This window comes from Micromonospora sp. NBC_01392, assembly GCF_045040125.1.
In the GTDB taxonomy this organism is placed as follows: Bacteria; Actinomycetota; Actinomycetes; order Mycobacteriales; family Micromonosporaceae; genus Micromonospora.
Genome location: NZ_CP109549.1, coordinates 5,959,713 through 5,984,278, shown reverse-complemented (window position 1 = coordinate 5,984,278; position 24,566 = coordinate 5,959,713). Strand labels below are relative to the sequence as shown.

Annotated in this window: 28 protein-coding genes; 19 read left to right on the top strand and 9 right to left on the bottom strand. The window is 73.3% G+C overall.

Translation table 11 applies throughout. From position 1 onward, the window contains the following. Nucleotides 1-89: 89 nt before the first annotated feature. On the bottom strand, nt 90-476 hold the full coding sequence (locus OG767_RS25925) for a hypothetical protein (protein WP_405090895.1): 387 nt from the start codon (nt 474-476) through the stop codon (nt 90-92). After that, complete coding sequence (locus OG767_RS25920; RefSeq protein WP_281937371.1) at nt 469-753, bottom strand: hypothetical protein; 285 nt, start codon at nt 751-753, stop codon at nt 469-471. Before OG767_RS25920 ends, OG767_RS25925 begins: the two co-directional genes overlap by 8 nt. A 213-nt stretch (nt 754-966) precedes the next feature. Between OG767_RS25920 and ettA the strand changes: the two genes are divergently transcribed. From ettA to OG767_RS25900, 4 genes are all read left to right on the top strand, one after another. Continuing rightward, nucleotides 967-2,643, top strand: coding sequence for an energy-dependent translational throttle protein EttA (gene ettA / locus OG767_RS25915; RefSeq protein ID WP_281937369.1), 1,677 nt, complete (start codon nt 967-969; stop codon nt 2,641-2,643). After that, on the top strand, nt 2,636-3,079 hold the full coding sequence (locus tag OG767_RS25910) for an acyl-CoA thioesterase (protein ID WP_405090894.1): 444 nt from the start codon (nt 2,636-2,638) through the stop codon (nt 3,077-3,079). Before ettA ends, OG767_RS25910 begins: the two co-directional genes overlap by 8 nt. Further along, nucleotides 3,076-3,750: a hypothetical protein gene (locus OG767_RS25905; protein ID WP_405090893.1), complete on the top strand. Its 675-nt coding sequence runs from the start codon at nt 3,076-3,078 to the stop codon at nt 3,748-3,750. Before OG767_RS25910 ends, OG767_RS25905 begins: the two co-directional genes overlap by 4 nt. A gap of 131 nt (nt 3,751-3,881) precedes the next feature. Beyond that, entirely contained in the window at nt 3,882-4,466 is a 585-nt protein-coding gene (locus OG767_RS25900) for a YbjN domain-containing protein (protein WP_405090892.1), read from the top strand. A 22-nt stretch (nt 4,467-4,488) separates the two neighbouring features. Here OG767_RS25900 and OG767_RS25895 read toward each other — a convergent pair whose 3' ends face one another. From OG767_RS25895 to OG767_RS25885, 3 genes are all read right to left on the bottom strand, one after another. Then, a complete protein-coding gene (locus OG767_RS25895) occupies nt 4,489-4,875 on the bottom strand; it encodes a globin (RefSeq protein WP_107155936.1) in 387 nt (128 codons plus the stop codon). A gap of 78 nt (nt 4,876-4,953) precedes the next feature. Beyond that, complete coding sequence (locus OG767_RS25890) at nt 4,954-6,321, bottom strand: MFS transporter (protein WP_405090891.1); 1,368 nt, start codon at nt 6,319-6,321, stop codon at nt 4,954-4,956. 232 nt (nt 6,322-6,553) lie between these two features. Further along, on the bottom strand, nt 6,554-7,609 hold the full coding sequence (locus tag OG767_RS25885) for a mechanosensitive ion channel family protein (RefSeq protein WP_405090890.1): 1,056 nt from the start codon (nt 7,607-7,609) through the stop codon (nt 6,554-6,556). Nucleotides 7,610-7,891: 282 nt separating this feature from the next. Here OG767_RS25885 and OG767_RS25880 point away from each other — a divergent pair, with 282 nt between their 5' ends. Beyond that, complete coding sequence (locus OG767_RS25880) at nt 7,892-8,431, top strand: HNH endonuclease (protein WP_405090889.1); 540 nt, start codon at nt 7,892-7,894, stop codon at nt 8,429-8,431. 12 nt (nt 8,432-8,443) lie between these two features. On the opposite strand, the gene OG767_RS25875 is transcribed toward OG767_RS25880, so the two are convergent. The 3 genes from OG767_RS25875 to OG767_RS25865 form a co-directional block, all read right to left on the bottom strand. Next, the gene (locus OG767_RS25875; RefSeq protein WP_405090888.1) at nt 8,444-9,280 is read right to left on the bottom strand and encodes a class F sortase; all 837 of its coding nucleotides are present in this window, start codon (nt 9,278-9,280) and stop codon (nt 8,444-8,446) included. Nucleotides 9,281-9,292: 12 nt separating this feature from the next. Continuing rightward, complete coding sequence (locus tag OG767_RS25870) at nt 9,293-9,802, bottom strand: hypothetical protein (RefSeq protein ID WP_405090887.1); 510 nt, start codon at nt 9,800-9,802, stop codon at nt 9,293-9,295. Between the two features lie 110 nt (nt 9,803-9,912). Continuing rightward, a complete protein-coding gene (locus OG767_RS25865; protein ID WP_405090886.1) occupies nt 9,913-10,359 on the bottom strand; it encodes an Lrp/AsnC family transcriptional regulator in 447 nt (148 codons plus the stop codon). A 141-nt stretch (nt 10,360-10,500) separates the two neighbouring features. Here OG767_RS25865 and OG767_RS25860 point away from each other — a divergent pair, with 141 nt between their 5' ends. From OG767_RS25860 to OG767_RS25810, 11 genes are read left to right on the top strand one after another with little or no spacing between them, the layout of a single operon-like run. Next, complete coding sequence (locus tag OG767_RS25860; RefSeq protein WP_405090885.1) at nt 10,501-11,385, top strand: tryptophan 2,3-dioxygenase; 885 nt, start codon at nt 10,501-10,503, stop codon at nt 11,383-11,385. A gap of 14 nt (nt 11,386-11,399) precedes the next feature. Further along, nucleotides 11,400-12,677: a kynureninase gene (kynU, locus tag OG767_RS25855; RefSeq protein WP_405090884.1), complete on the top strand. Its 1,278-nt coding sequence runs from the start codon at nt 11,400-11,402 to the stop codon at nt 12,675-12,677. Then, entirely contained in the window at nt 12,674-14,005 is a 1,332-nt protein-coding gene (locus OG767_RS25850; protein WP_405090883.1) for an FAD-dependent oxidoreductase, read from the top strand. The genes kynU and OG767_RS25850 overlap by 4 nt, the downstream gene beginning before the upstream one ends. A gap of 20 nt (nt 14,006-14,025) precedes the next feature. Next, nucleotides 14,026-15,507, top strand: coding sequence for a 2-hydroxymuconic semialdehyde dehydrogenase (locus tag OG767_RS25845; protein ID WP_405094311.1), 1,482 nt, complete (start codon nt 14,026-14,028; stop codon nt 15,505-15,507). Nucleotides 15,508-15,551: 44 nt separating this feature from the next. After that, entirely contained in the window at nt 15,552-16,349 is a 798-nt protein-coding gene (locus OG767_RS25840; RefSeq protein ID WP_405090882.1) for a 2-keto-4-pentenoate hydratase, read from the top strand. Then, nucleotides 16,346-17,275, top strand: a complete 930-nt coding sequence (locus OG767_RS25835) for an acetaldehyde dehydrogenase (acetylating) (protein WP_405090881.1) — start codon at nt 16,346-16,348, stop codon at nt 17,273-17,275. The genes OG767_RS25840 and OG767_RS25835 overlap by 4 nt, the downstream gene beginning before the upstream one ends. Next, nucleotides 17,272-18,330: a 4-hydroxy-2-oxovalerate aldolase gene (dmpG, locus tag OG767_RS25830; RefSeq protein WP_405090880.1), complete on the top strand. Its 1,059-nt coding sequence runs from the start codon at nt 17,272-17,274 to the stop codon at nt 18,328-18,330. Before OG767_RS25835 ends, dmpG begins: the two co-directional genes overlap by 4 nt. Continuing rightward, complete coding sequence (locus OG767_RS25825; protein WP_405090879.1) at nt 18,327-19,100, top strand: 2-keto-4-pentenoate hydratase; 774 nt, start codon at nt 18,327-18,329, stop codon at nt 19,098-19,100. Before dmpG ends, OG767_RS25825 begins: the two co-directional genes overlap by 4 nt. Further along, nucleotides 19,097-19,522, top strand: coding sequence for a RidA family protein (locus OG767_RS25820; RefSeq protein WP_405090878.1), 426 nt, complete (start codon nt 19,097-19,099; stop codon nt 19,520-19,522). Before OG767_RS25825 ends, OG767_RS25820 begins: the two co-directional genes overlap by 4 nt. Continuing rightward, the gene (locus OG767_RS25815; protein ID WP_281937343.1) at nt 19,515-20,039 is read left to right on the top strand and encodes a 3-hydroxyanthranilate 3,4-dioxygenase; all 525 of its coding nucleotides are present in this window, start codon (nt 19,515-19,517) and stop codon (nt 20,037-20,039) included. Before OG767_RS25820 ends, OG767_RS25815 begins: the two co-directional genes overlap by 8 nt. Next, on the top strand, nt 20,039-21,121 hold the full coding sequence (locus OG767_RS25810) for an amidohydrolase family protein (RefSeq protein ID WP_405090877.1): 1,083 nt from the start codon (nt 20,039-20,041) through the stop codon (nt 21,119-21,121). The genes OG767_RS25815 and OG767_RS25810 overlap by 1 nt, the downstream gene beginning before the upstream one ends. Before the next feature lie 32 nt (nt 21,122-21,153). On the opposite strand, the gene OG767_RS25805 is transcribed toward OG767_RS25810, so the two are convergent. Further along, nucleotides 21,154-22,110, bottom strand: coding sequence for an alpha/beta hydrolase (locus tag OG767_RS25805; protein ID WP_405094310.1), 957 nt, complete (start codon nt 22,108-22,110; stop codon nt 21,154-21,156). A 191-nt stretch (nt 22,111-22,301) separates the two neighbouring features. Between OG767_RS25805 and OG767_RS25800 the strand changes: the two genes are divergently transcribed. The 3 genes from OG767_RS25800 to OG767_RS25790 all read left to right on the top strand — a co-directional run bounded on the left by OG767_RS25800 (nt 22,302) and on the right by OG767_RS25790 (nt 24,523). Then, nucleotides 22,302-23,765, top strand: a complete 1,464-nt coding sequence (locus OG767_RS25800) for an amidase (protein ID WP_405090876.1) — start codon at nt 22,302-22,304, stop codon at nt 23,763-23,765. A gap of 73 nt (nt 23,766-23,838) precedes the next feature. Beyond that, the gene (locus OG767_RS25795) at nt 23,839-24,123 is read left to right on the top strand and encodes a hypothetical protein (protein WP_405094309.1); all 285 of its coding nucleotides are present in this window, start codon (nt 23,839-23,841) and stop codon (nt 24,121-24,123) included. Continuing rightward, complete coding sequence (locus OG767_RS25790; protein ID WP_405090875.1) at nt 24,110-24,523, top strand: DUF5130 family protein; 414 nt, start codon at nt 24,110-24,112, stop codon at nt 24,521-24,523. The genes OG767_RS25795 and OG767_RS25790 overlap by 14 nt, the downstream gene beginning before the upstream one ends. Nucleotides 24,524-24,566: the final 43 nt, after the last annotated feature.

The following is a 24,566-nucleotide window of genomic DNA, read 5'->3' as shown; positions in this document are numbered from 1 at the left end:
GTAGCTGCGGCGTCTGATCCCCCGTGCCGGAGTCCACTACCCGCCCCCGGAACCGCCGAACCCTGGCCGTGATCTTGTCGACACCCGGCTCAGAGGTCGATGACCGGCCATTCCTTCGGCAGCACCTCGCCGAGCAGCTCCCGCCGGTCGGTCATGATCGGCGTGGTGGCCCGGGCGGCCTCCAGTGCCGTCTGGGCCAGGTCCATGCTGTCCAGCGTGCGCGACCAGCCGCCGAGGAACATGCACATGTCGTGGGCGACCGGGGCGACCACCACTTGGTCGAGGTCGCCCAGAATGTCCAGCAGGCGCCACCCGTCGGTGGTCACCCGGCGGTACGCCTCGGCCAGGCAGAGCGCGGGCACGATCACGGACTGCCCTCGGTCCGCCACTTGGACGATCTGCTCGCCGACCGTCTCGGCGCCCTCGGAATAGGCCAGCAGGCACGCGGTGTCGAGCACCAGCCCGGGGTCAGCCACCGACGGTCAACCGTCCACGGGACGACTCGCTCAGCAGCGCCGCCGCCCGGGCGCGCAGCTCCGGCGTGATCGCTGCCTGGGCCTCGTCGAGCGTGCGTCCCGCCTCGGCCAGCCGGTCCTCGGCGAGTCGGAAGCCGACCTGTCGCAGGGCCCGGCGGGTGCGCTCCCCGGCCATCCGCTGCCGCACGCTCTCCGTGACGAAGGCGGAGACGTTGGGTTCCTCCGCCAGTCGCGCCGCGACGTCGTCCGGGACGCTGATCGCGATCTTCTTGGTCATACCGGTGAGGCTATCCAGTGGTATCGAGGGGTGCAACGCGCCACGCCGTACCAGGGCTGGGGTGGGGTGATGTGGGCGCGGCCGCCCGTACCTGTCAGGATTGACGGCGGCGTGCGCACGGCCGGCTCCCGGCCGGCGGCGGCGGGCGGAGTCGAAGCCCGCGCCCCGCACCCCGCAAGCCCGCGATCGCAACCGACGGAGGTAGCCCGCACCGTGGCTCACTACATCTACGTCCTGGAGAAGGCACGCAAGGCGCACGGCGACAAGGTCGTGCTGGACAACGTGACGTTGAGCTTCCTGCCGGGTGCCAAGATCGGTGTGGTCGGCCCGAACGGCGCCGGCAAGTCCAGCCTGCTCAAGATCATGGCAGGGCTGGACCGGCCGAGCAACGGCGAGGCCCGGCTCATGCCCGGCTTCACCGTCGGCATGCTGGCGCAGGAGCCGCCGCTGAACGACGCCAAGACCGTCCTGGGCAACGTCGAGGAGGCGGTCGCCGAGACCAAGTCGAAGCTGGAGCGGTTCAACAAGATCGCCGAGCAGATGGCGACCGACTACTCCGACGAGCTGATGGAGGAGATGGGCAAGCTCCAGGAGGAGCTGGACAACGCCGACGCGTGGGACATCGACTCCAAGCTCGAACTGGCCATGGACGCGCTGCGCTGCCCGCCGCCGGACGCCGACGTGACCCAGCTCTCCGGTGGTGAGCGCCGCCGGGTGGCGCTGTGCAAGCTGCTGCTGGAGGCGCCCGACCTGCTGCTGCTCGACGAGCCCACCAACCACCTGGACGCGGAGAGCGTGCAGTGGCTGGAGCAGCACCTGGCCAAGTACGCCGGCACCGTCCTGGCCATCACGCACGACCGGTACTTCCTCGACAACGTGGCCGGCTGGATCCTGGAGCTGGACCGCGGCCGGGCCATCGGCTACGAGGGCAACTACTCCACCTACCTGGAGAAGAAGGCCGCCCGGCTCTCCGTCGAGGGTCGTCGCGACGCCAAGATGCGCAAGCGCCTCACCGAGGAGCTGGACTGGGTCCGGTCGAACGCCAAGGCGCGGCAGACCAAGTCCAAGGCCCGCCTCGACCGGTACGACGAGATGGCCGCCGAGGCGGAGAAGACCCGCAAGCTGGACTTCGAGGAGATCCAGATCCCGCCGGGCCCGCGCCTGGGCAGCACCGTCATCGAGGCGCACAACCTGACCAAGGGCTTCGGCGACCGGGTGCTGATCGACAACCTGTCGTTCTCGCTGCCGCGCAACGGCATCGTCGGCATCATCGGCCCGAACGGCGTCGGCAAGACCACGCTGTTCAAGACCATCGTCGGGCTGGAGCAGCCGACCGGCGGCGAGGTCAAGGTCGGGCCGACCGTCTCGCTGTCGTACGTCGACCAGAACCGGCAGGGCCTCGACGGGGACAAGACCGTCTGGGAGGTCGTCTCCGACGGACTGGACCACCTCATGGTGGGCAAGGTCGAGATGCCGTCCCGGGCGTACATCGCCGCGTTCGGCTTCAAGGGGCCGGACCAGCAGAAGCCCACCAAGGTGCTCTCCGGCGGCGAGCGCAACCGGCTCAACCTGGCGCTGACGCTGAAGATCGGCGGCAACGTCATCCTGCTCGACGAGCCGACCAACGACCTGGACGTGGAGACGCTCTCCAGCCTGGAGAACGCGCTGCTGGAGTTCCCCGGCTGCGCCGTGGTCATCTCCCACGACCGGATGTTCCTGGACCGGGTCGCCACGCACATCCTGGCCTGGGAGGGCGACGACGCGAACCCGGCCAGGTGGTTCTGGTTCGAGGGCAACTTCGAGGCGTACGAGAAGAACAAGATCGACCGGCTGGGCGCCGACGCGGCCCGGCCGCACCGGGTGACCTACCGCAAGCTCACCCGTGACTGACCGGTTCGTCTACCACTGCGCGCTGCGCTGGTCCGACCTGGACGCGTACGGCCACGTCAACAACGCCCGCTTCCTCACGCTCTACGAGGAGGCCCGGGTGGCGATGATGTTCGCCGGTGGCCGGGCGTGGGGCGTCGACTCGTTCGCCGACGGGGTGGTCATCCGCCGGCACGAGGTCGACTACCTGCGCCCGGTCGACTACGCGCTCGGCCGGGCCAGCGCGGAGGCGGCACCGACGGTACGGATCGAGCTCTGGGTCGACGAGATCCGGGCCGCCTCCTTCTCGGTCGCGTACGAGCTGTACGACGGCGACACGCTGGCCGGCACCGCCCGGTCGGTGCTGGTCCCGTTCGACCTGTCCACCCAGCGCCCGCGCCGGATCTCCGCCGACGAGCGGGTGTTCCTGCTCCGCCACGCCCCCGGGCTGGCCGGATGACCGGGACGACGGGCGGGCACGGCTTGACCGGGGTGGCCGACGCCGGCGCGTTCCTCGCCCGGCTGGTCCGGTTCGACCCGGCCGTCCTGGTCCGGCTCCGTCCGGTGCCCGGCGCCGGCCGTACCGCCCTCTGGGCCCGCCTGCCCTGGGGGGTGCTCGTGGTGCGTACCGTGCCCGGGGACGGGCCCGGCGACGTCACGGTCGCCGCCGCGGACCTGTTGGCCGAACTCTCCGCCGGGGGCGCGGCGTTGCCGCGGCGACGCGACGACGGCTGGCGCTGGCCGCTGCCGCCACCGGTCAGCCGCCCGGTCGAGCTGCTCCCCGGCGCGGAGCTGCGCCGGATCGCGGACGCGGCGGCCGGGACGCTGCGCGAGGCGGCCACCCACGGGGTGGCGGGCCGGGCGGTCGGCCAGCGTGTGCTGCGGGACGCGCTGCTGGACCACGTCGCGGTGGTGGTGACCCCGGACGGCGAGCCCGGCGCGCCGGTGGAGGTGTCACAGCGGCTGGTGCAGGGCGTGGTGCGGCTCGGCTTCCTCGGCACCGGCGCCGGCGACGTTCAGGTGCGGGTGGCCGGCCACTGGGTCGGGCTGGTCGGCCCGTACGGGGCGGCGTGGTCGCGGACGGTCGCGGACCTTGCACTCACGCCTACCCGAGTTCATCCGAACGGATGACCCGGCATCATTCTTCCGGGCTGGGGCGGCCGGTGGGGGGATGCCTCCTGCCGGCTGTCCGGGTACCGTCCATCCTCGGATCCAACGCACCGTAGGCGGCTGGATCCGCTGGGGAGTGAGGTGCGCGAGCGATGCCGTGGTGGTCATGGCGCCCCGGTCCCGCCGGTGGCGGCGAGCCGGAAACCCGAAGCGGGACCACAGTGGACGACAGCGTCCGGGTCGGGCCACCGACCCCACGCCGGCCGGACGACGACGCGGCGGCGCCCGAGCGGCCGGTCATCGCGGACATGCCGGCCACGGTCGCCCCGGTCACGCTGAGCCGGGTCTGTGACGCGCTCGACCTGCTCGACGTGCGTTACCTGGCCGACGGTGACGGCAACCTGCTGGCCATGTGGGAGCGGCACGCCGTGCTGGTCGCGCTGGAGGGGCCGGAGGACGAGATCCTCGTGATGCGGGCCCGTCCACACGCGACCGTGCCGCCGGACTGGGCCGACCGGGCCTACCGGGTGGTGAACGAGTGGAACCACACCCGACGGTTCTGCAAGGCGTACATCGGCGACCCGACCGAGCGTGGCCAGCTCCCGATCTACGCCGAGCTGCAGGTGCCGCTCGGCGCCGGCACCCACGACGCGCTGCTGGTCGAGATGCTCGACTGCGGCGCGGCGGTGGCCACCACGTTCGTCGACTGGCTGCACGACGAGGGCGCCCTGCTCTGAGCCCGCGCCGCCGGGGCGCCGGTCAGCCGGCGGCCGGGTCGTCCGCCACGTTCACCATGAAGTACGCGGCCCGCTCCAGGTAGTCCCAGAGCGCGACGGCGAGCTGCGGCGGCAGGTCCAGCGTGTCCACCGCGTGCCGCATGTGGCGCAGCCAGGCGTCGCGTTCGGCGGCGCCGATCCGGAACGGGGCGTGCCGCATCCGCAACCGTGGGTGCCCGCGCTGGTCCGAGTAGGTGCGCGGGCCGCCCCAGTACTGGATCAGGAACAGGGTCAGCCGGTCCGCCGCCGGGCCCAGGTCCTCCTCCGGGTACATCGGCCGCAGCAGCGGGTCGTCGGCGACGCCGGCGTAGAACTCGTCGACCAGCTTGCGGAAGGCGGGTTCACCGCCGATCGCCTCGAACAGCGTCATCGACTCGCCTGGGGAAGTCACGCTCCCATCCTGCCAGGCGCGACCCGGTGGCCGCGCCCGCCCGCCGGGCGGCGGAGGTCACGTCACCGCGTGCCGGTGCCGGGCGGGCTCCCGCCCCCGGTCGCCCCCGGCCGGCTCCCGGGCCGTCGGGGGGCCGTTCCCGGCGGCCGACTCGGCGCGGGCGGCGTCGACGGCCGCCCCGATCGTCGCCGGGCGGGGCCAGGTGACCGCCGCGACGATCATGAGCAGCACCCCGGCCGCGCTCCACAGCCCGACCACCGTCGGAATGGTGAACCGCTCGGCGAGCGCGCCGGTGGCCAGCACCGAGACGCCCTGGAGGATCTGGGTGCCGCTGGCCATCACGCCGAACGCCCGGGCTCGGTAGCCGTCCGGCAGCGCCTGCACGAAGAGGCCGTTGGCGACCGGGACGATGCCCCCGACCGCGAAGCCGCACGCGGCGGCCAGCAGCGCCACCACGACCGGCGGCGGATCGAGGAGCGAGGGTACGAGCACCGCCGGCGCGAGGACCGCCAGCGGCGGCATCAGGGCCAGCCGACGGGCCGGCGTGGCGAGCCGGCCGATCAGCAGCCCGCCGATGACGTAGCCGATCGGGTTGGCGGCCATGATGACCGCCTGGGCGGTGCCGGTGTCCATGCCGCCGTCGGTGCGTTCGGCGGCCCAACCGGCGGCCAGCCCCTCCGGCACGATCGAGAAGAGCATGGCACTGAACACCAGCACCGCGATGGCGCGCAGCACCGGCCGCTCGAAGACGATGCGGAAGCCCTGCGCGGTCTCCCGCAGCAGGTGACTGCGGTGCGCCTCGGTCATCGACGGGGCGCGGTCGCGCAGGCCGAACCGGACCAGCGCGGCCGACAGCGCGAACGTGCCCGCGTTGAGCAGCAGCGCGGTGCTCGGATTCAGCACCGCGATGGTCGCCCCGGCGAGGTAGCCGACGACCTGGGCGGCCTGCGCCGCGCTGGTCGAGGCGGCGAGGCCCACCACCAGCCGGTCGCCGGTGAGGACGTGCGGCAGCAACGCCGAGCGCGCCGCCTGGCTCGGCGGGTTGGCCAGCGTGGCCAGGAAGATCAGGCCGAGGATCGACCAGGCCGGCATGAACGGCATGGCGACCAGCACCATCAGCGCCATCCGGATCAGGTCGCAGAGCACCATGACCCGGCGGTAGCGGTGTCGTTCGGCGAGCGCCGAGAGCAGCGGGCCGCCGATCAGCCAGGGCAGGTAGCTGGCCGCGAAGGCGGCGGCGGAGAGCGCGACCGACTGGGTCTCGCGCAGCACGAGCACGGTGACCGCGGCCTTGGCGAGGTAGTCGCCGACCCAGGACAGGACGTTGGCGGCGAACAGCGCGCGGAACTCCGACTGGCCGAACACGTCACGGAAGGTGGCCGGACTCTCCTCGGCGGGTCGCTGGTCGGACACCGTCGCCTCCATCGTTCCGAGCCGGCCACTTGTGATGGCCCGACCGGGAACCGTCGTCAGATCAACCGATCGGCGAGGACACGACACACTCCCCGGGGGAGCGTGTTCACCGGATTCTGCCCGATCGTCTGACAACTGACTAGGGCGAACGGATTGATCGTCGCATCTCCGACTGAACGAACGGACGATACCCGAGGGGCCGCGCGAGGCGCGACCCCCGGAAATCGGTCGTCCACGCCGGCCCTCAGGCGGCCCCGCCGGTGCCCGTTCCCTCCGGCCGGAGCGGCGCCGGCGGCTGCGGCGGCAGCCCGGGATAGAGCCGGGCGGCGGCGATCCGGGCGGTGATCCCGGAGTTCTCCAGCGCCTCCGCGAGTCGGCGGCGCAGCTCACGGCCGACCGCGAACTGTCCCTCGGCGGTGGTCTTGACCACGGTGCGGATCACCGCGCCGTCGACGGTCATCTGTTCCACGCCGAGCACCTCCGGCTGCTCCACGATCTGTGGGGCCAGCTCCGGGTCCAGCGCCACCGACGCCGCCGCGGTCCGCAGCACCGCGGTGGCCTCCTCGGTGCCGGCGAAGCCGATCGGCAGGTCCACCACGACCAGCGCCCAGCCCTGGCTCTTGTTGCCGACCCGGATGATCTCCCCGTTGCGGATGTACCAGAGCACGCCCCGGCCGTCGCGGACCGTGGTGACCCGCAGGCCCACCGCCTCCACCACGCCCGTCGCCTCGCCGAGGTCGACCGTGTCACCCACCCCGTACTGGTCCTCGATCAGCATGAACAGGCCGGCGATCAGGTCCTTCACCAGGCTCTGCGCGCCGAAGCCGAGCGCCACGCCGGCGATGCCGGCGCTGGCCAGCAGCGGCGCCAGGTCGAAGCTGAACTCCTTGAGCACCATCAGCAGCGCGATGCCGAAGACGAACGCGGTGACCATGCTGCGCAGCACCGACCCGATCGCCTCGGCGCGCTGCCGCCGGCGTTCCGGCACGAACTGCTCCGGGTCGAGGGTGGCGCTGGGGATCCGCTCGCGCAGCGGACGGAGCATGGTCGGCACCGCGCCCTGCGTGGTGGTGCGCACCAGCCGGTTGATGGTGCGGTGCATCGCCCAGCGGGCGGCGACGGCCAGCAGCAGGATCAGCGCGACCCGCAGCGGCTTCAGCAGGATCCAGTAGCTGCTCTCGGCGAACCAGGCGGAGTTGGTGGCCCGGTACACCCACTCGCAGGAACTGCTGCCCTTGCAGTCCGGGCGCCGGTCGGAGACGGCGGACAGCACGGCGGTGATCAGGTCGGAGACATTCACGGGAAATTCGTACCCCACCGGCGGGGCACGGACCGCACGGACCCGCCCCGATGGGGCGGCCCGGGGGCGGCGATCATCCCGGCCGGAACCGGTCATCCTGGCATGCCGGAGTCAGCCTCCCAGCGGGTACCCCGGATTAGTGCGTGCAATCCGGGGCGCGATCAGGGACTATTGGCCCAACGGACGTCGGTGATCCGGCCGGCGCCGGGGCCGTTTCGCGCAGTGCGCGGGGCGGTCTCGGCGTGGTGGCGGCGGGAGGGCTGGACCGGGAGGGTGAGCGCGATGCCTGACATACGACCCACGGCGGGCTCCGGTGCACTCGTTCTCAACGCCACCTACGAGCCCCTGTGCGTCGTGTCGGTGCGTCGGGCCGCCATTCTCGTCCTCTCCGCCAAGGCGGTCTGCGTGGCCGACGGCGAGGGCATCCTGCACAGCGCGCGCAACGAGCTCCCGGTGCCCTCCGTGGTACGGCTGACCCGCTACGTCCGGGTGCCCTACCGCACCCAGGTGGGCCTCTCCCGCCGGGGGATCTTCGCCCGGGACGGGTGGCGGTGCGCCTACTGTCGCGGGCCGGCGGAGACCATCGACCACGTCTTCCCGCGCAGCCGGGGCGGCCGGCACGCCTGGGAGAACGTGGTGGCGGCCTGCGCGCGCTGCAACCACACCAAGGGCGACAAGACGCCCGCCGAGTTGGGCTGGCGGCTGCACCACCTGCCGGCGGCGCCGAAGGGCAGCGCCTGGCGGGTGCTGGGGCACCGCGCTCCCGACCCGCGCTGGGCCGACTGGCTCGACCTGCGCGAGCCGGAGCCCGAGGCGGCCTGACCGGCCGGCCGCTCAGCGCGCCTGCACCAGCGACGCGTAGACGACCAGGTTGTCGGCGTACCCGGTCTCGCCGCCCACCCAGCGACCACCGCAGGTGATCAGCCGCAGGTTGGGGCGGCTGAAGTCGCCGTAGACCTCCTGCACCGGCAGCTTCTCCTTGCCGTACCGCTCGATCGAGGTCACCTCGAAGACCGCCACCGACCGGTCCTGGCGGGTCACCTCGATCCGGTCGCCGTCGTCGAGTTCCCGCAGCCCGTGGAAGACGGCCGGGCCGGTGGTGGTGTCGACGTGACCGACGAGCACCGCCGGGCCGTACTGGCCGGGGGTCGGGCCCTGGTCGTACCAGCCGACCTCGCCGGCCCGGCTGACGTCCGGCACCGCGATGCTGCCGTCCGGCGCGATGCCCACCCGGTGCACCGGGGCACGCAGGTTCAGCTTGCCGATGGTCAGGTCGGTAGGCGGGCTGGCCGGCAGCACCGGGAACTTCTTCGGCGGAGGGCGCAGGCCGGCGACGATCCGGTCCGGCAGCACGCTCGCGCCGGTCACCCGCTCCACGCCGAGCATCGCCACGATCAGCACCATCAGGCCGGCCACCACCAGCACCGGGACGCCGGGGCCGGGCGTCGGGGCGTACCGGCGGGTGGTGGGCGTGGTGGTGCGGGCCGCGGCCGGGCGGACGTGCGGGTCGGCGGTGGTGACGCTGGCCGAGAACGCGTGCCCGGCGGCGTGGGTGAACCGGCGCGCGGCCCGGGACGTCACGCGGAGCGCGGCGCGCAGCCGCCCGGTCCGGTCCGGCGGGTCGGCGGGGCGGGTCCGGCCGCGGCGGGCGCGGCGCGTCGAGCGGGCCATGGCCGCGTCCCGTCAGACGCGGCCACCGGGCTTGCGGCGGGCACTCACGCCGGCCACCACGGCCACCGCGGCCAGGCCACCGACCAGCAGCAGCGAGCCGGCGCCCCGACCGCCCGCGGTGCCCCCGCCCCCGGTCGCCGGCCCCTTGCTCGGCTGCGACATGTTCAGCACGGTGAGCATGGTCGAGGCGGTGTTGCCGTTGGCGCAGTCGAGGTTCACCGGGTAGTCGCCGGGCGCCTTGTTGGCGGGCACGGTGACCGAGCCGGTGAGGAAGCCGTTGTTCGACCGCAGTGTCACCCGGCCGAACGCGTCCGAGGTGACCTGGGCCTGGCGGTTGTTGTTGGCGTCGCAGCCGGCCCGGAGGTTCACCCGGGAGCCCGCCTGGACGCTGTTCGGCGTCACCTCGATGAAGACACTCTCCCCGGCCCGGGCCGGTACGGCCGTGGTGAGGACGAACGCCGCGACCAGGCCGAGCAGGCCCAGTACGGATGACAGCGCGCGATGTGACAGGAGCCCTGGCATGATTCCCCCCTCCCGGTGCGACGGCGCACCGGAATCCTGCTGACGGGCAGCGAGGGCTGCCTTCCCGGCCGGCCGGGAGTTAACCGGGGCCCGTTCCTCTACCGGAGGCGTTAACCGGGGGCCCCGCCTTTCACGACGGGGTGCCAGGACAGCGGCGTGGAGAGGACCATGGTGCTGGAGGGCTGGCCGTAGGGGGCCAGGCGGTCTATGACGGCCTCGAAATCGCCCATCGAGGCGGCGGCGACCTTGAGCATGCTGCACGCGTCGCCGGTGATCCGGTGGATCTCCATGATCTCCGGCCACCGCGTCACCCGCGGGTCGTTGAGGATGCAGCGCGCGCCGTAACAGGACATCCGGATCAACGCCAGCACGGTCCGCCCGGCCCGGGCCAGGTCCACGTGGGCGTGGTAGCCGGTGATCACCCCGGACTCCTCCAGCCGCCGGACCCGCTCGGCGACGGCCGGCGGGGACAGGTGCACCCGGCGGGACAGCTCGCTGAACGAGAGCCGGGCGTCGGCCTGGAGTTCCCGGAGCAGCGCCCAGTCCATGTCGTCCACGCGGCGGCCTTTCTTCCGTGAAGTCGGAGACCCGAGATGCTTTCGGCTCGTGAGGTCAGACCACCATACCGCCGTTGAACCGGCATTCCCTCGGCCCGCGTACCGGCGAGATCATGGCGATTACCCCGCGCACGGACGGAGATGACGGTGGAACAGACGACGGCGGTGCGCCCGGCCACCCCGCAGCAGCGGGCGGCCCGAGCGGCGCGCAACGGAGGCGAACCGACGCTGGAGTTCGCCGAGCGCGTGCCGTACGACGCGTACGTGCACGCCAGCACGCTGCACCAGCTCCAGCAGCCGCTCAGCGACGACCCGGGCGAGATGTCCTTCCTGATGGTCAGCCAGATCATGGAGCTGTACTTCAAGCTGACCTGCCACGAGCTGCGGCACGCCCAGCGCGAGCTGCGGGCCAACCGGATCTGGGAGGCGCTGCCGCCGCTGCGCCGCGCCGCGCTGCACCTGGAGGGGCTCAACGCCGCCTGGCAGGGGCTGCGCTGGATGACGCCGGCCGACTTCAACCGGTTCCGGGACCGGCTGGGCGAGGGGTCGGGCTTCCAGTCCGCGATGTACCGCCAACTGGAGTTCCTGCTCGGCCTGCGGGACCCGGCGCTGATCCGCCCGTTCCGCCGGCAGACCGACGTGCACGCCGAGCTGACCGCCGCGCTGGCCACGCCGAGCCTCTGGGACGACGTGATGGCGCTGCTCGCCCGCCGCGGCTTCCCGCTGCCGGCCGAGCTGCTGGAGCGGGACGTCGCGGTCGAGCACGAGTCGCACCCGGCGGTCGAGGCGGCCTGGGTGCGCGTCTACGGCGACGGCGGCCCGGACAACCACCTGCGCCTGCTCGGCGACGCGCTCACCGAGGTGGCCGAGCAGTTCGGCGACTGGCGGTGGAACCACGTCAAGGCGGTGCAGCGCACCATGGGCGCGAAGGTCGGCAGCGGCGGCTCGGCCGGCCTGGCATGGTTGCAGCGCAGCATGGCCCGGGTGGTCTTCCCGGAGCTGTGGTCGGCCCGTACCGCGATGTGACCGGAGAACACACGATGATCACCCCCGAGAGCGAAGCCCACCGGCTCGACGCCGCCGACGCCGGCCACCGACACCTGTTCCACGTGCCGCCGGCCGAGGGCGGGCGGCACCCCGAGGTGGCGTACCTGGCCGGCAACTCGCTGGGCCTGCAACCCCGGGCCACCCGGGACGAACTCGTCGCCGACCTGGACGCCTGGCGTCGGCTGGGCGTGGAGGGGCACCTGGAGGCGGAGCGGCCCTGGCTGTCGTACCACGAGTTGTTGACCGCGCCGGCCGCGCGACTGGTCGGCGCGCTGCCCACGGAGACCGTGGTGATGAACTCGCTCACGGTGGACCTGCACCTGCTGATGGTGAGCTTCTACCGGCCCGCCGGGGAACGCACGAGGATCGTCATCGAGGACAGCGCGTTCCCGTCGGACAGCTACGCGGTGCGCAGCCAGGCCCGGTTCCACGGCCTGGACCCGGACGCCACGGTGGTGCGGCTGAAGCCGCGCCCCGGTGCGGACACCCTGCGCACGTCCGACGTCACCGACTTCCTGGCGGCCGAGGGGCACACGGTGGCGTTGCTGCTGCTCGGCGGCGTCAACTACCTCACCGGCGAGCTGATGGACATCCCGGCGATCACCGCCGCCGGGCGGGCCGCCGGCGCGGTCGTCGGCTGGGACCTGGCGCACGCGGCCGGCAACGTGCCGCTGGCGCTGCACGACTGGGACGTCGACTTCGCCGCCTGGTGCTCCTACAAGTATCTGAACTCCGGTCCGGGCGCGCTGGCCGGCGTCTTCGTCCACGAACGCCACCTCGGCGACGCGTCGCTGCCCCGGTTCGAGGGCTGGTGGAGCACCGAGGCGGCCACCCGGTTCGAGATGACGCCGGTGTCCCGCCCGCCGGCCACCGTGGAGGCGTGGCAGATCTCCAACCCGCCGATCCTCGCGATGGGCCCGGTACGCACCTCGCTGGCGCTGTTCGACGCCGTCGGCATGCCCGCCTTGCGGGAGCGCAGCCTGCGGCTCACCGGCTGGCTGGAACGGCTGCTCGACGAGGTGACGCCCGGCCGGCCGCTGACCGTCATCACACCGCGCGACCCGGCCCGCCGGGGTTGCCAGCTCTCCGTCCGGATCGGCACGGGTAGCGCGAGCGAGCTGACCAAGCGGCTGCGGCACGAGCACGGCGTGATCGCCGACGCCCGGGAGCCGGACGTGGTCCGGTTCGCGCCGGTGCCGCTCTACTCGACGTACCACGACTGCTGGCGGGTCGCCGACGCGCTGGCCGCGACCGTGGAGGCCGACTCATGAGCACGGAACGCGACGAGATCGCGGTGGTCGGCGCCGGGCTGGCCGGCTGCCTGCTGGCCTGCTTCCTGGCCCGGCGCGGCTACCCGGTGGCGCTCTACGAGCGGCGGGGGGACCCGCGCACCGGCACCGTCGAGCGCGGGCGCTCGATCAACCTGGCGCTCTCCGAGCGCGGCCTGGACGCGTTGCGCCGGATCGGCCTGGACGAGCAGGTGATGGCGGACGCGCTGCCGATGCGCGGCCGGATGATCCACCCGGTCGAGGGTGAGCCGCAGTTCCAGTCGTACAGCGTCTCCGGTGACCGGGCGATCAACTCGATCAGCCGGGGCGCGCTGAACAACGCGCTGCTCGACGCCGCCGCCGCGCTGCCGGGCGTGCGGGTCGCGTTCGACCACCGGCTGGTCGGCCTCGACCCGGTCGGCGGCGAGATGACGTTCGAGACCCCCGAGGGCAAGGTCACCGCCACCGCGTCGGTCGTCCTCGGCGCGGACGGCGCCGGCTCCGCGGTGCGCGGGCAACTGCTGGCGTACGGGGGGCTGACCGAGAGCCTGGACTTCCTCGACTACGGCTACAAGGAGCTGACCGTCCCGCCGATCGGCGGGGAGTTCGCCCTGGACCCGGGCGCGCTGCACATCTGGCCGCGCGGCACCTCGATGATGATCGCGCTGCCGAACCCGGACCGCTCCTTCACCTGCACGCTGTTCTGGCCCACCCACGGCAGGAGCAGCTTCGCGTCGCTGAGCAGCCCGGCCGCGATCGAGCGGTTCTTCGCCGACCACTACCCGGACCTGGTCCCGCTCGCGCCGAACCTGGTCGACGACTACCAGCACAACCCGGTCGGCGTGCTCGGCACGGTGCGCTGCACGCCGTGGCAGGTGGCCGGCCGCGTCGGCCTGCTCGGCGACGCCGCGCACGCCATCGTGCCGTTCTACGGCCAGGGCGCGAACTGCGCGTTCGAGGACGTGGTCGAGTTGGACCGCTGCCTCGACGAGTGCGACGACGAGTGGGCCGCCGCGCTGCCGCTGTTCCAGCACCGCCGCCAGGACGACGCGGAGGCGATCGCCCGGATGGCGCTGGCCAACTTCGTGGAGATGCGGGACAAGGTCGCCTCGCCGGTGTTCCGGGCCCGCAAGACGGTCGAGCACGCGCTGGAACGGGCGCTGCCCGGCCGCTACGTCTCCCAGTACGAGCTGGTCTCGTTCTCCACCACCCCGTACGCGCAGGTGCGCCGCCGGGTCCGCCGGCAGTACGCCGCCGTCGGCGCGGTCGCGGCCGGCGCGGTGGCGCTGCTGGCCGCCGGTGTCGGCGCGGCGTTGGGGAGACGGCGGTGACGCGCTGGGACCCCCGGCTGATGACCGGGCACGCGCCGGACGGCCCCGGCCTGCTGCGCAACTTCGTCGGCGGCGCGTTCGTCGACGCCGGCCCCCGGTTCACCAAGCGCAGCCCGGTCACCGGCGAGCCGGTCTTCGAGGTGGTGGAGGCGTCGGAGTCGGTGGTCGACGACGCGGTGGCCGCCGGCCGGGCCGCGCTGCGCGGCCCGTGGGGCCGGATGGGGGAGCGGGAACGCGCCGAGGTGCTGCGCCGGGTCGCCGACGAGTTGGAACGCCGCTTCGACGACCTGGTGGCGGCCGAGGTGGCGGACACCGGCAAGGCCATCTCGCAGGCCCGCACGCTGGACATCCCGCGCGGCGCGGCCAACTTCCGGGCGTTCGCCGAGATCGTGGCGACCGCGCCGACCGAGTCGTTCACCACGGTCACCCCGACCGGCGGCCGGGCGCTCAACTACGCGGTCCGCAAGCCGGTCGGCGTGGTCGCCGTCATCGTGCCGTGGAACCTGCCGCTGCTGCTGCTCACCTGGAAGGTCGCCCCGGCGTTGGCCTGCGGCAACGCGGTGGTGGTCAAGCCCAGCGAGGAGACGCCGGCGTCGGCCACGCTGCTGGCCGAGGTGATGGCCGCGGCCGGCGTGCCGGACGGCGTGTTCAACCTGGTGCACGGCTTCGGGCCCGGTTCGGCCGGCGAGCACCTGACCCGGCACCCGGGCGTGGACGCGATCACGTTCACCGGCGAGTCGGCCACCGGCAGCGCGATCATGCGGGCCGCCGCCGACGGCGTGAAGGCGGTCAGTTTCGAGCTGGGCGGCAAGAACGCCGGCCTGGTCTTCGCGGACGCCGACCTGGACGCGGCGGTCGCCGGCTCGGTGCGGTCCAGCTTCACCAACGGCGGCCAGGTGTGCCTCTGCACCGAGCGGATCTACGTGCAGCGGCCGGTCTTCGAGGAGTTCACCGCGCGGCTGGCGAAGCGCGCCGACGAGCTGGCGTACGGCTGGCCGGCGGACGAGGCCACGGTCAACATGCCGCTGATCTCGCACGCCCACCGGGACAAGGTGCTGGGCCACTACGCGCTGGCCCGTACCGAGGGCGCCGAGGTGCGCGCGGGCGGCGGCACGCCGCGTTTCGGAGACGCCCGCGACGGCGGCGCGTACGTGCAGCCGACCGTGCTCACCGGCCTCGGGGCGGACGCCCGGACCAACCGCGAGGAGATCTTCGGGCCGGTCGTGCACGTCGCGCCGTTCGACTCCGAGGACGAGGCGTACGCGCTGGCCAACGGCACCGACTACGGCCTGGCGGCGACCGTCTGGACCCGGGACGTGGGCCGGGCGCACCGGGCCGGGGCGCGGCTGGACGCCGGCATCGTCTGGGTCAACACCTGGTTCCTGCGTGACCTGCGCACCCCGTTCGGCGGGGTGAAGGCGTCCGGGGTCGGCCGGGAGGGCGGCGTGCACTCGCTCGACTTCTACTCGGAACTGACGAACGTCTGCGTGGACCTGACGTGAGTGAGAATGGCCGGCAGCCCGAGGACCGTGAGCGAGGAGCCGACATGACCGTGGACATCGAGGCCGCCAACCGGGAGCTGGCGGTGGCCCGGCAGGAGGGGAAACCCTGCCCGCCGCTGCGTGGCCGGCTGCTGCCGGAGGGCGACGTCGAGGCCGCGTACCAGGCGCAGCAGGTCTACACCCGGCAGCGGCTCGGCAAGGGGCACCGCCGGGTCGGCGCGAAGATCGGCCTGACCTCGCGGGCGGTGCAGGAGAGCTTCGGCGTCTTCCAGCCCGACTTCGGGATCCTCTTCGACGACATGGCCGTCGGCGACGGTGTGGAGGTGCCGATCGACCGGCTGCTCCAGCCCCGGGTGGAGGCGGAGATCGCGTTCGTGCTCGGCGTCGACCTGCCGGACGAGCGGGTCACCACCGTCGACCTGATCCGGGCCGTGGACCACGTGCTGCCGGCCATCGAGATCGTCGACTCACGGATCGCCGGCTGGGACATCTCCATCGTGGACACGATCGCGGACAACGCGTCCAGCGGGCTGTTCGTGCTCGGCACCGCGCCGCGCCGGCTGGCCGACGTGGACCTGCGGCTGTGCGGCATGGTGCTGGAGCACGCCGGGGAGCCGGTCTCGGTCGGCGCGGGCGCGGCCTGCCTCGGCAACCCGTTGCACGCGCTGGCGTGGCTGGCCGGCACGCTGGCCCGCGCCGGTGACCCGCTGAAGGCCGGTGACGTGGTGCTGTCCGGGGCGCTCGGCCCGATGGTGCCGGTCACGCCCGGCGCCGCGTACGAGGCGCGGATCTCCGGGCTCGGCTCGGTGCGGACCTGTTTCTCGAAGGAGACCAGCTCATGAGCGTCGGCGTGGCGGTGCTCGGGTCGGGCAACATCGGCACCGACCTGATGATCAAGGTGCTCAGACTGAGCACCGAACTGCGGATGGTGGCGATGGCCGGCATCGACCCGGCCTCGGACGGGCTGGCGCGGGCCCGCCGGCTCGGCGTGACCACCACCGCCGAGGGCGTCGACGGCCTCGTGGCGCTGCCCGAGTTCGCCGACGTGGAGCTGGTCTTCGACGCCACCTCGGCCGGCGCGCACCGCCGCCACGACGAGGTGCTGCGCGCACACGGCCGGACCGTGGTCGACCTGACCCCGGCCGCGCTCGGCCCGTACGTGGTGCCGCCGGTCAACCTGGACGAGCACCTGGCCGAGCCGAACGTCAACATGGTCACCTGCGGCGGGCAGGCCACCGTGCCGATCGTGCACGCGGTCGGCCGGGTCACCCCGGTCGCGTACGGGGAGATCGTCGCGTCGATCGCCTCGAAGTCGGCGGGGCCGGGCACCCGGGCCAACATCGACGAGTTCACCGAGACCACCGCCCGGGCCATCGAGGTGGTCGGCGGCGCCGAACGCGGCAAGGCGATCATCGTGCTGAACCCGGCCGACCCGCCGCTGCTGATGCGGGACACGGTCTACTGCCTCTGCCCGGACGCCGACGCCGACCGGGCCGCGATCGCCGCCTCGGTGGCCGACATGGTGCAGACCGTGCAGGAGTACGTGCCCGGCTACCGGCTCAAGCAGGAGGTGCAGTTCGACCCGGTGGACACGTACGCGCCGGTGCTCGGCCGGCACGTCACCGGGCTCCAGGTCTCGGTGTTCCTGGAGGTCTCCGGCGCCGGGCACTACCTGCCCGCGTACGCCGGCAACCTGGACATCATGACGTCGGCCGCGCTGCGTACCGCCGAGCGGCTGGTCACGCTCCGGAAGGCGGCTGTGCGATGACCGACCTCTACATCCAGGACGTGACGCTGCGCGACGGCATGCACGCCATCGCCCACCGCTACACCGTCGACCAGGTCCGCACCGTCGCCGCCGCGCTCGACGCCGCCGGCGTGGCCGCCATCGAGGTCGCGCACGGCGACGGGCTGGCCGGCTCCAGCGTCAACTACGGCCACGGCGCGGCCTCCGACGCGGAGTGGATCTCGGCCGCCGCCGAGGTGCTGACGAACGCCCGGCTCACCACGCTGCTGCTACCAGGCATCGGCACCATCGCCGACCTGAAGGCGGCGAAGGCGCTCGGCGTGACAAGCGTGCGGATCGCCACCCACTGCACCGAGGCGGACATCTCCGCCCAGCACATCGCCTGGGCCCGGGAGAACGACATGGACGTCGCCGGGTTCCTGATGATGTCGCACCTGAACGACCCGGCCGGGCTGGCCGCGCAGGCCAGGCTGATGGAGTCGTACGGCGCGCACTGCGTCTACGTCACCGACTCCGGCGGCCGGCTGCTGATGTCCGACGTGGCGCAGCGCGTCGACGCGTACCGGCAGGTGCTGGCGCCGGAGACGCAGATCGGCATCCACGCGCACCACAACCTGTCGCTGGGCGTGGCGAACAGCGTGCTGGCGGTCGAGCATGGCCGTGTGCTCGGCGACGGTCCGGTCGGCGCGCCGTCCGGGCGCACCGTGCGGGTGGACGCGTCGCTGGCCGGCATGGGCGCGGGCGCCGGCAACGCCCCGCTGGAGGTGTTCGTGGCGGTCGCCGAGCTGCACGGCTGGAAGCACGGCTGTGACGTGTTCGCGCTGATGGACGCCGCCGACGACCTGGTCCGCCCGTTGCAGGACCGGCCGGTCCAGGTGGACCGGGAGACGCTCTCCCTGGGGTACGCGGGCGTCTACTCCAGCTTCCTGCGCCACGCCGAGCGGGCCTCGGCGAAGTACGGCGTGGACGTGCGCTCGATCCTGGTCGAGCTGGGTCGCCGCCGGATGGTCGGCGGCCAGGAGGACATGATCGTGGACGTGGCACTGGACCTGGCCGACGGCAAGGAGAACTCATGATCGGGCCGGACGTCGCGGGGATCGCCGAGAAGCTGGGCGCGGCGGCCGACTCCGCCACCGCCATCGGACAGCTCGCCGCCGAGACCGGCCTCGACGTGGACGCCGCGTACGCGGTGCAGGCCGCGTTGGTGCAGCGCCGCCTCGACCGGGGCGAGCGGCTGGTCGGGCTGAAGATGGGGTTGACCAGCAGGGCCAAGATGGCCCAGGTCGGCGTGGACGAGGTGATCTGGGGTCGGCTCACCGACGTGATGCGGGTGCCGGACGGCGGGACGGTCGACACCGGCGGCTTCATCCACCCCCGGGTCGAGCCGGAGGTGGCGTTCCTGCTGGACCGGCTGCCCGAGCCCGGCGAGCCGGTCGGCTCGTTCACCCGGGCGGTCCGCGCGGTCGCCCCGGCGATCGAGCTGATCGACTCCCGGTACGCGAACTTCACGTTCTCGCTGCCGGACGTGGTCGCGGACAACACCTCGGCCGCCGCGTTCGCGATCGGGCCCTGGTCACCGGTGCCCGACGGGCTGGACAATCTCGGTGTGCTGCTGGAGATCGACGGGCGGGTGGCGCAGGTCGGCTCGACCGCCGCCATCCTCGGTGACCCGCGCCGCGCGCTGGACGAGGGCCTGCGGCTGGCCGGCCGGTACGGCGTGCGGCTGCGCAAGGGCTGGGTGTTCCTGGCCGGCGCGGCCACCGCCGCGGTGCCGCTGCGTCCGGGCGCGCACGTGCGCGCCACCGTGGAGAAGCTCGGTTCCGCGTCGCTGAAGGCGGTGTCATGACCGCCCGCGTGGTGGCCGGGAAGGCCGTGCCGCGCGGCGCGTTCCCGCACGTCAAGGTGGCGGGCGGGTTCGTCTTCGTCTCCGGTACGTCGTCGCGCCGGCCGGACAACACGTTCGCCGGTGTGTCGGTGGACGAACTCGGCACCACCGACCTGGACATCCGGGCGCAGACCCGGGCCGTGGTCGAGAACATCCGGGACCTGCTCCGGTCGGTGGGCGCGGAGCTGACCGACCTCGTGCAGGTCACCAGCTACCTGGTCAACATGAACGACTTCGGCGGCTACAACGAGGTGTGGGCGGAGTTCTTCGACGCCGCCGGGCCGACCCGGACCACGGTGGCCGTGCACCAGCTTCCGCACCCGCACCTGCTGATCGAGATGCAGGCCGTCGCCCTACTTCCGTCGGGAGGTTCCCATGAGTGAGATCGCCGAGCCGTTCAGCTTCTCCGGCTGGATCGGCGAGAACCAGCACCTGCTCAAGCCCCCGGTGGGCAACAAGGAGATGCTGCCCGGCAGCGACGACTTCATCGTCATGGTGGTGGGCGGGCCGAACCAGCGCACCGACTTCCACGTCGACCCGTACGAGGAGTTCTTCTACCAGGTCAAGGGCAACATGCACATCAACCTGATGACGCCCGAGGGGCCGCGTACGGTGCACGTGCGCGAGGGTCAGATGTGGATGCTGCCGCGCAACACCCCGCACTCGCCGCAGCGTCCGGAGGCCGGTTCGATCGGCATGGTGATCGAGCGGGTCCGCGAGGAGGGCACGCTGGAGAAGTTCCAGTGGTACTGCGCCGAGTGCAGCAACAAGGTGCACGAGGTCGAGTTGCAGGTGCGCGACATCGCCGCCGACCTGCCCCCGGTCTTCGCCGCGTTCTACGCCGACGAGAAGGCCCGCACCTGCGACAACTGCGGCGCGCTGCACCCGGGCAAGGGCTGATGCCGGTGCCGGTCGTCGACGTGCACACGCACGTCGTACCGAAGGGGTGGCCGGACCTCGACGCGGCCTGCGGCGGGTCCGGTTGGCCCTGGTTGCGGGTGGACTCCGAGCGCGCCGCCATGATCATGGTGGGGGAGACGGAGTTCCGGCCGGTCGGCGCGGCGTGCTGGGACGCGCCCACCCGGCTCGCCGACATGACCACCGACGGCGTCGACGTCCAGGTCGTCTCGCCGACCCCGGTCTTCTTCGGCTACGACCGCCCGGCCGACCAGGCGGTCAAGGTGGCCCGGATCTTCAACGACCTCACGCTGGAGGTCACCGCCGCCGGTGGGGACCGGCTGGTGCCGTTCTGCCAGGTGCCGTTGCAGGACCCGGACGCCGCCTGCGCCGAGCTGGACCGCTGCCTCGCGGCCGGGCACGCCGGTGTGGAGATCGGCAACCACGTCGGTGACCGGGACCTCGACGACGCCGGCATCGTGGCGTTCCTGACCCACTGCGCCGAGGTCGGCGCGCCGGTCTTCGTGCACCCGTGGGACATGCCCGGCGGGCCCCGCCTGAACCGGTGGATGGCCCGCTGGCTGACCGGCATGCCGGCGGAGACGCACCTGTCGGTGCTGGCGTTGATCCTCGGCGGCGTGTTCGACCGGGTGCCGGAGACGCTGCGGATCTGTTTCGCGCACGGCGGCGGCAGCTTCCCGTTCTGGCTGGGCCGCGCCGACAACGCCTGGCACCGCCGCGGCGACCTGGTACGCGGCGCGTCCAGCGCGCCGCCCAGCTCGTACGTCGACCGGTTCAGCGTCGACTCGGTGGTGTTCGAGCCCGCCGCGCTGCGGCTGCTGGTGGACACCATGGGCGTCGACCGGGTGCTGCTCGGCAGCGACTACCCGTACCCGCTGGGGGAGCGGCCGGTCGGGCAGGTGGTGCACCGGTCCGACTTCCTCACCGACGCGCAGCGGACCGCGCTGCTGGGCGGCAACGCCCTGCGCTTCCTCGGCCTCGACCGGAGGACCGCCGTCCGCGAGCTGCTGGCGATCGACCGGGACTGGACAGGGCTCCTCGACGACAAGTCCCCATCGTCCTGACGATCGCCGGCAACCGCGGACGGCCGCGCGGGTCAGGAGTGCGGGCAGGTGTCGCGGTACTCCTCGATGGCGCTGCCCCGGGGCGCCGGGCAGAGGAACTGCTCGTAGCGGGTGTCGTCGTCGACGAACCGCTTGAGCCAGGAGATGCTGTACTTCGCGACCGTCACGTTCGGCGAGGTCGGTGCGGAGTGGCTGGCCGCGTTCAGCTCCAGGTACGCCTTGTCCAGGGTGGCCGGCAGGCTGGTGTAGAACGGCTCCGAGTGCGACGACACCGGCGCCACCGTGTCGTTCTCGGCGCCGACGACGAGCGTCGGCACGCGTACCGACGACCAGTTCTTCACGGTGTGCCAACCGGTCAGCGGGATCGCCGCCTGGAGCGTGGGGCGGGTGTTGGCCGCGGACAGGCTCCCGCCGCCGCCCATCGAGTGCCCCATCACCGCGAGCCGGTTGCGGTCGATCCGGGTCCGCACCGCGCTGGTGGCGGTCAGGTAGTCCAGGGCGGCCAGGAGTTGGGTGCCCCGGCTGGCCGGCTGGTCGTAGACGGAGAGCGTGTCGATGGTGATGACCACGAAGCCCTGGGAGGCCAGGCGCGGTCCGAGCCAGGCGACCGAGGACTGGCTGGCGGTGAACCCGGGGGAGACGGCCACCGCGCCGAACGTGCCCTCGGCGGTGCTGGTCGGGTAGTAGATCGTGCCGCCCCGGAATCCGCTCACGGCCGACGCGGCGACCGTGGTCTGGGCGATGGCGAACGGACCCCGGGTGGCCTCGATGCTGGCCACCGTGGGCGCGGGACCCCGCTCGTAGGGGTTCGCGGCCAGCGCGGCCAGCGGGGCGACCGGGGCGCCGTCGCGGGCCCCGGCCGGCGCGGCGGGCAGCGCGGTGAGCCCGGCGGCGGCCAGGGCGAGGGCGAGCAACGGGCGGAGGGTACGCGCGAGACGGCGGCGGCGGGCCGGCCGGCCCCGGGATGGGCGGTCGTGCGGGGCGGTGATGGGTTGCACGGCATGCTCCTGGCGGTGGTCGGGGTGAACAGCGATCGAAGATGACCGATGAATTGATGGTCCGCGCCGCGTCCGTCGCGCGGCAATCCCGATCCGGTCATGCCAGGCGGGTATGGCCGGGCCGCCGCACGGCCGGACGTGTCGGCCGGCGATCCCGCCACGAAGCGGGCAGGATGGTGGCCATGGCCGAGCCGCACGACCTGACCGCGCTGGAGCAGGCCGCCGCGATCCGCCGGGGCGAACTGTCCAGCCTGGAACTGGTCGAGCACCACCTGCGCCGGGTCGACGCGCTCGGCGACACCGTTGGCGCGTTCGTCACGGTCACCGCCGAGCACGCCCGAGCCGCCGCGCGGGCCGCCGACGCCGTGCCGACGGACGCGCGCGGGCCGCTGCACGGGGTGCCGACCGCGATCAAGGACCTCACGCTGACCGCCGGCGTCCGGACCACGTTCGGCTCGGCCGCGTTCGCCGACTTCGTCCCGCCCGTCGACGCCGACGTGGTGCGCTTCCTGACCGGCGCCGGGCTGGTCAGCCTCGGCAAGACCACCACCTCCGAGCTGGGCTGCTCGCTCTACTCCGAGGGGCGGGTCGCGCCGCCGGCCCGCAACCCGTGGGACCTGGCGTACACCGCGGGTGGATCCAGCGGCGGCGCGGCGGCCGCGGTCGCCGCCGGCCTGGTGCCGGTCGCGCAGGGCTCCGACGGCGGCGGCTCGCTGCGCATCCCGGCCGCGCTCTGCGGCCTGGTCGGCCACAAGCCCAGCCGGGGCCTGGTCTCCGGCGGCCCGCTCGGCTTCGGCGCGTTCGGGCTGCCCACCAACGGCCCGCTCGGCCGCACCGTCGCCGACGTGGCGGCGCTGCTCGACGTGCTGGCGCAACCGGTGCCCGGCGAGCCCTACCTGCCGCCGGCCGCGCCCGCCGGGGGCTACCTCGGCGCCGCCCGCGCCGCCGGGCCCGGCCGGCTGCGGATCGGCCGCTTCACCACCGGAATGCTCGCCGACGAGCGGGTCCACCCCGACTGCGTGGCCGCCGTCGACCGGGCCGCCGCGCTGCTCGCCGACGCCGGCCACGACGTGGTCGAGGTCCCCGCGCCGCTCGGCCCGGAGGCGTGGCCGATGTTCGAGACCGTCTGGTACGCGCTGGCGCTCGCCCCCGTCCCGGCCGGTCGGGAGGGCGAGCTGCTGCCGCTGACCCGGTTCCTGCGCGAGCGGGGCGAGGCGATCGGCGCCGCCCGACTGATGGCCGCGCTCGGCGAACTCCAGGCCCAGGTCCGCCGGGGTGCGCGGCGGACCGCCGGCTGTGACCTGCTGCTCTGCCCCACGCTGACGGCCCCGCAGGCGCCGGTCGGCGCGTTCGCCGCGCTCGACCCGGCAACGGATTTCGACAGGCAGCGGCGTTTCTCGCCGTACTGCGCGGTCTTCAACGTCACCGGCGACCCGTCCGTTTCGCTGCCGGTCGGCCGGACCGCCGACGGCCTGCCGGTCGGGGTGCTGCTCACCGGCCGGTACGGCGACGACGCCACGCTGATCGCCACTGCCGCGCAACTGGAGCACTGCTGTGGCGGGTGGGATCAGCACCCCGCAATCTGGCGGGCCGTCGACTCCGCTAACGTGAACATCACAAGCGAGGTCGGGCGCGGCCCGTCGTGACCGTCCACCCGACCCGGAACATTCCTGGTCTCTCTTCCGCCTGGGGGCGTTGGGATTGTCTGTTACCGAGACGTTGGTGGTCTTCGTCGGCATCCCGGTCGCCGCGGTGCTGGTGATCGCCGGTCTGGCGGCCGCCGGCAGCCGTGGCCACGGTGGCGGCGCCAAGCGCTACCGGCCGGGTCGGCCCTTCGACTTCACTCCGGTCTGGTTCCTGGGCCGCCCGGAGCAGCTGGCCGACTCGGCCGGCACCGCGCTGACCGCCGGCGCGCAGGCGCCGGCGCTGACCAGCCACAAGCAGGAGAAGGCCGGCCGGGAGGCGCCGGCCGGTGGAACCGGAGGCGCAAGTGACCGTTGGTGAAGCGCGGCCCACGACCGGGACGGGCACGCCGCCCGACGTGCTGGACGGGCCGTTCCCGACCCGGCAGCTCCTCCGCATCGACGAGGCGCTCCGCCTGGCCGACCAGGGCACCGGCCTGGTCTTCTCGGTCTACGTGGGCGGCCTCGACGAGCCGATCCGGGAGCACGCCGAGCGGCTGCACCGGCAGCTCGCCGAGCCGGACCGGTCGGTGCTGATCGCGGTGTCGCCCAACCAGCGGCAGCTGGAGATCGTCACCGGCAAGTACGCCCGCAAGCGCATCCCGGACACGTACGCGAAGCTGGCCGCGCTCTCCATGGTGGCGTCCTTCGGCGGCGGCGACCTGGCCGGCGGCGTCATCCAGGGCCTCGACCAGCTCGCCAGCCACGCCGGCAAGGGCTGAGCAGCCGACCGCACACACGACGAAGCCCGGCCCGCGCGGTAAC

What these genes read in the sequence shown, in the direction of transcription:
- OG767_RS25920 (WP_281937371.1), bottom strand. Translation starts at nt 753, where the DNA reads ATGACCAAGAAGATCGCGATCAGCGTCCCGGACGACGTCGCGGCGCGA.
- kynU (WP_405090884.1), top strand. Translation starts at nt 11,400, where the DNA reads ATGATCACCCCCGAGAGCGAAGCCCACCGGCTCGACGCCGCCGACGCC.
- OG767_RS25800 (WP_405090876.1), top strand. Translation starts at nt 22,302, where the DNA reads ATGGCCGAGCCGCACGACCTGACCGCGCTGGAGCAGGCCGCCGCGATC.
- OG767_RS25890 (WP_405090891.1), bottom strand. Translation starts at nt 6,321, where the DNA reads ATGGAGGCGACGGTGTCCGACCAGCGACCCGCCGAGGAGAGTCCGGCC.
- OG767_RS25810 (WP_405090877.1), top strand. Translation starts at nt 20,039, where the DNA reads ATGCCGGTGCCGGTCGTCGACGTGCACACGCACGTCGTACCGAAGGGG.
- OG767_RS25815 (WP_281937343.1), top strand. Translation starts at nt 19,515, where the DNA reads ATGAGTGAGATCGCCGAGCCGTTCAGCTTCTCCGGCTGGATCGGCGAG.
- OG767_RS25840 (WP_405090882.1), top strand. Translation starts at nt 15,552, where the DNA reads ATGACCGTGGACATCGAGGCCGCCAACCGGGAGCTGGCGGTGGCCCGG.
- dmpG (WP_405090880.1), top strand. Translation starts at nt 17,272, where the DNA reads ATGACCGACCTCTACATCCAGGACGTGACGCTGCGCGACGGCATGCAC.
- OG767_RS25820 (WP_405090878.1), top strand. Translation starts at nt 19,097, where the DNA reads ATGACCGCCCGCGTGGTGGCCGGGAAGGCCGTGCCGCGCGGCGCGTTC.
- OG767_RS25895 (WP_107155936.1), bottom strand. Translation starts at nt 4,875, where the DNA reads ATGACGCTGTTCGAGGCGATCGGCGGTGAACCCGCCTTCCGCAAGCTG.
- OG767_RS25900 (WP_405090892.1), top strand. Translation starts at nt 3,882, where the DNA reads ATGCCGTGGTGGTCATGGCGCCCCGGTCCCGCCGGTGGCGGCGAGCCG.
- OG767_RS25860 (WP_405090885.1), top strand. Translation starts at nt 10,501, where the DNA reads ATGACGGTGGAACAGACGACGGCGGTGCGCCCGGCCACCCCGCAGCAG.
- OG767_RS25825 (WP_405090879.1), top strand. Translation starts at nt 18,327, where the DNA reads ATGATCGGGCCGGACGTCGCGGGGATCGCCGAGAAGCTGGGCGCGGCG.
- OG767_RS25835 (WP_405090881.1), top strand. Translation starts at nt 16,346, where the DNA reads ATGAGCGTCGGCGTGGCGGTGCTCGGGTCGGGCAACATCGGCACCGAC.
- OG767_RS25850 (WP_405090883.1), top strand. Translation starts at nt 12,674, where the DNA reads ATGAGCACGGAACGCGACGAGATCGCGGTGGTCGGCGCCGGGCTGGCC.
- OG767_RS25845 (WP_405094311.1), top strand. Translation starts at nt 14,026, where the DNA reads ATGACCGGGCACGCGCCGGACGGCCCCGGCCTGCTGCGCAACTTCGTC.
- OG767_RS25870 (WP_405090887.1), bottom strand. Translation starts at nt 9,802, where the DNA reads ATGCCAGGGCTCCTGTCACATCGCGCGCTGTCATCCGTACTGGGCCTG.
- OG767_RS25875 (WP_405090888.1), bottom strand. Translation starts at nt 9,280, where the DNA reads ATGGCCCGCTCGACGCGCCGCGCCCGCCGCGGCCGGACCCGCCCCGCC.
- OG767_RS25880 (WP_405090889.1), top strand. Translation starts at nt 7,892, where the DNA reads ATGCCTGACATACGACCCACGGCGGGCTCCGGTGCACTCGTTCTCAAC.
- OG767_RS25905 (WP_405090893.1), top strand. Translation starts at nt 3,076, where the DNA reads ATGACCGGGACGACGGGCGGGCACGGCTTGACCGGGGTGGCCGACGCC.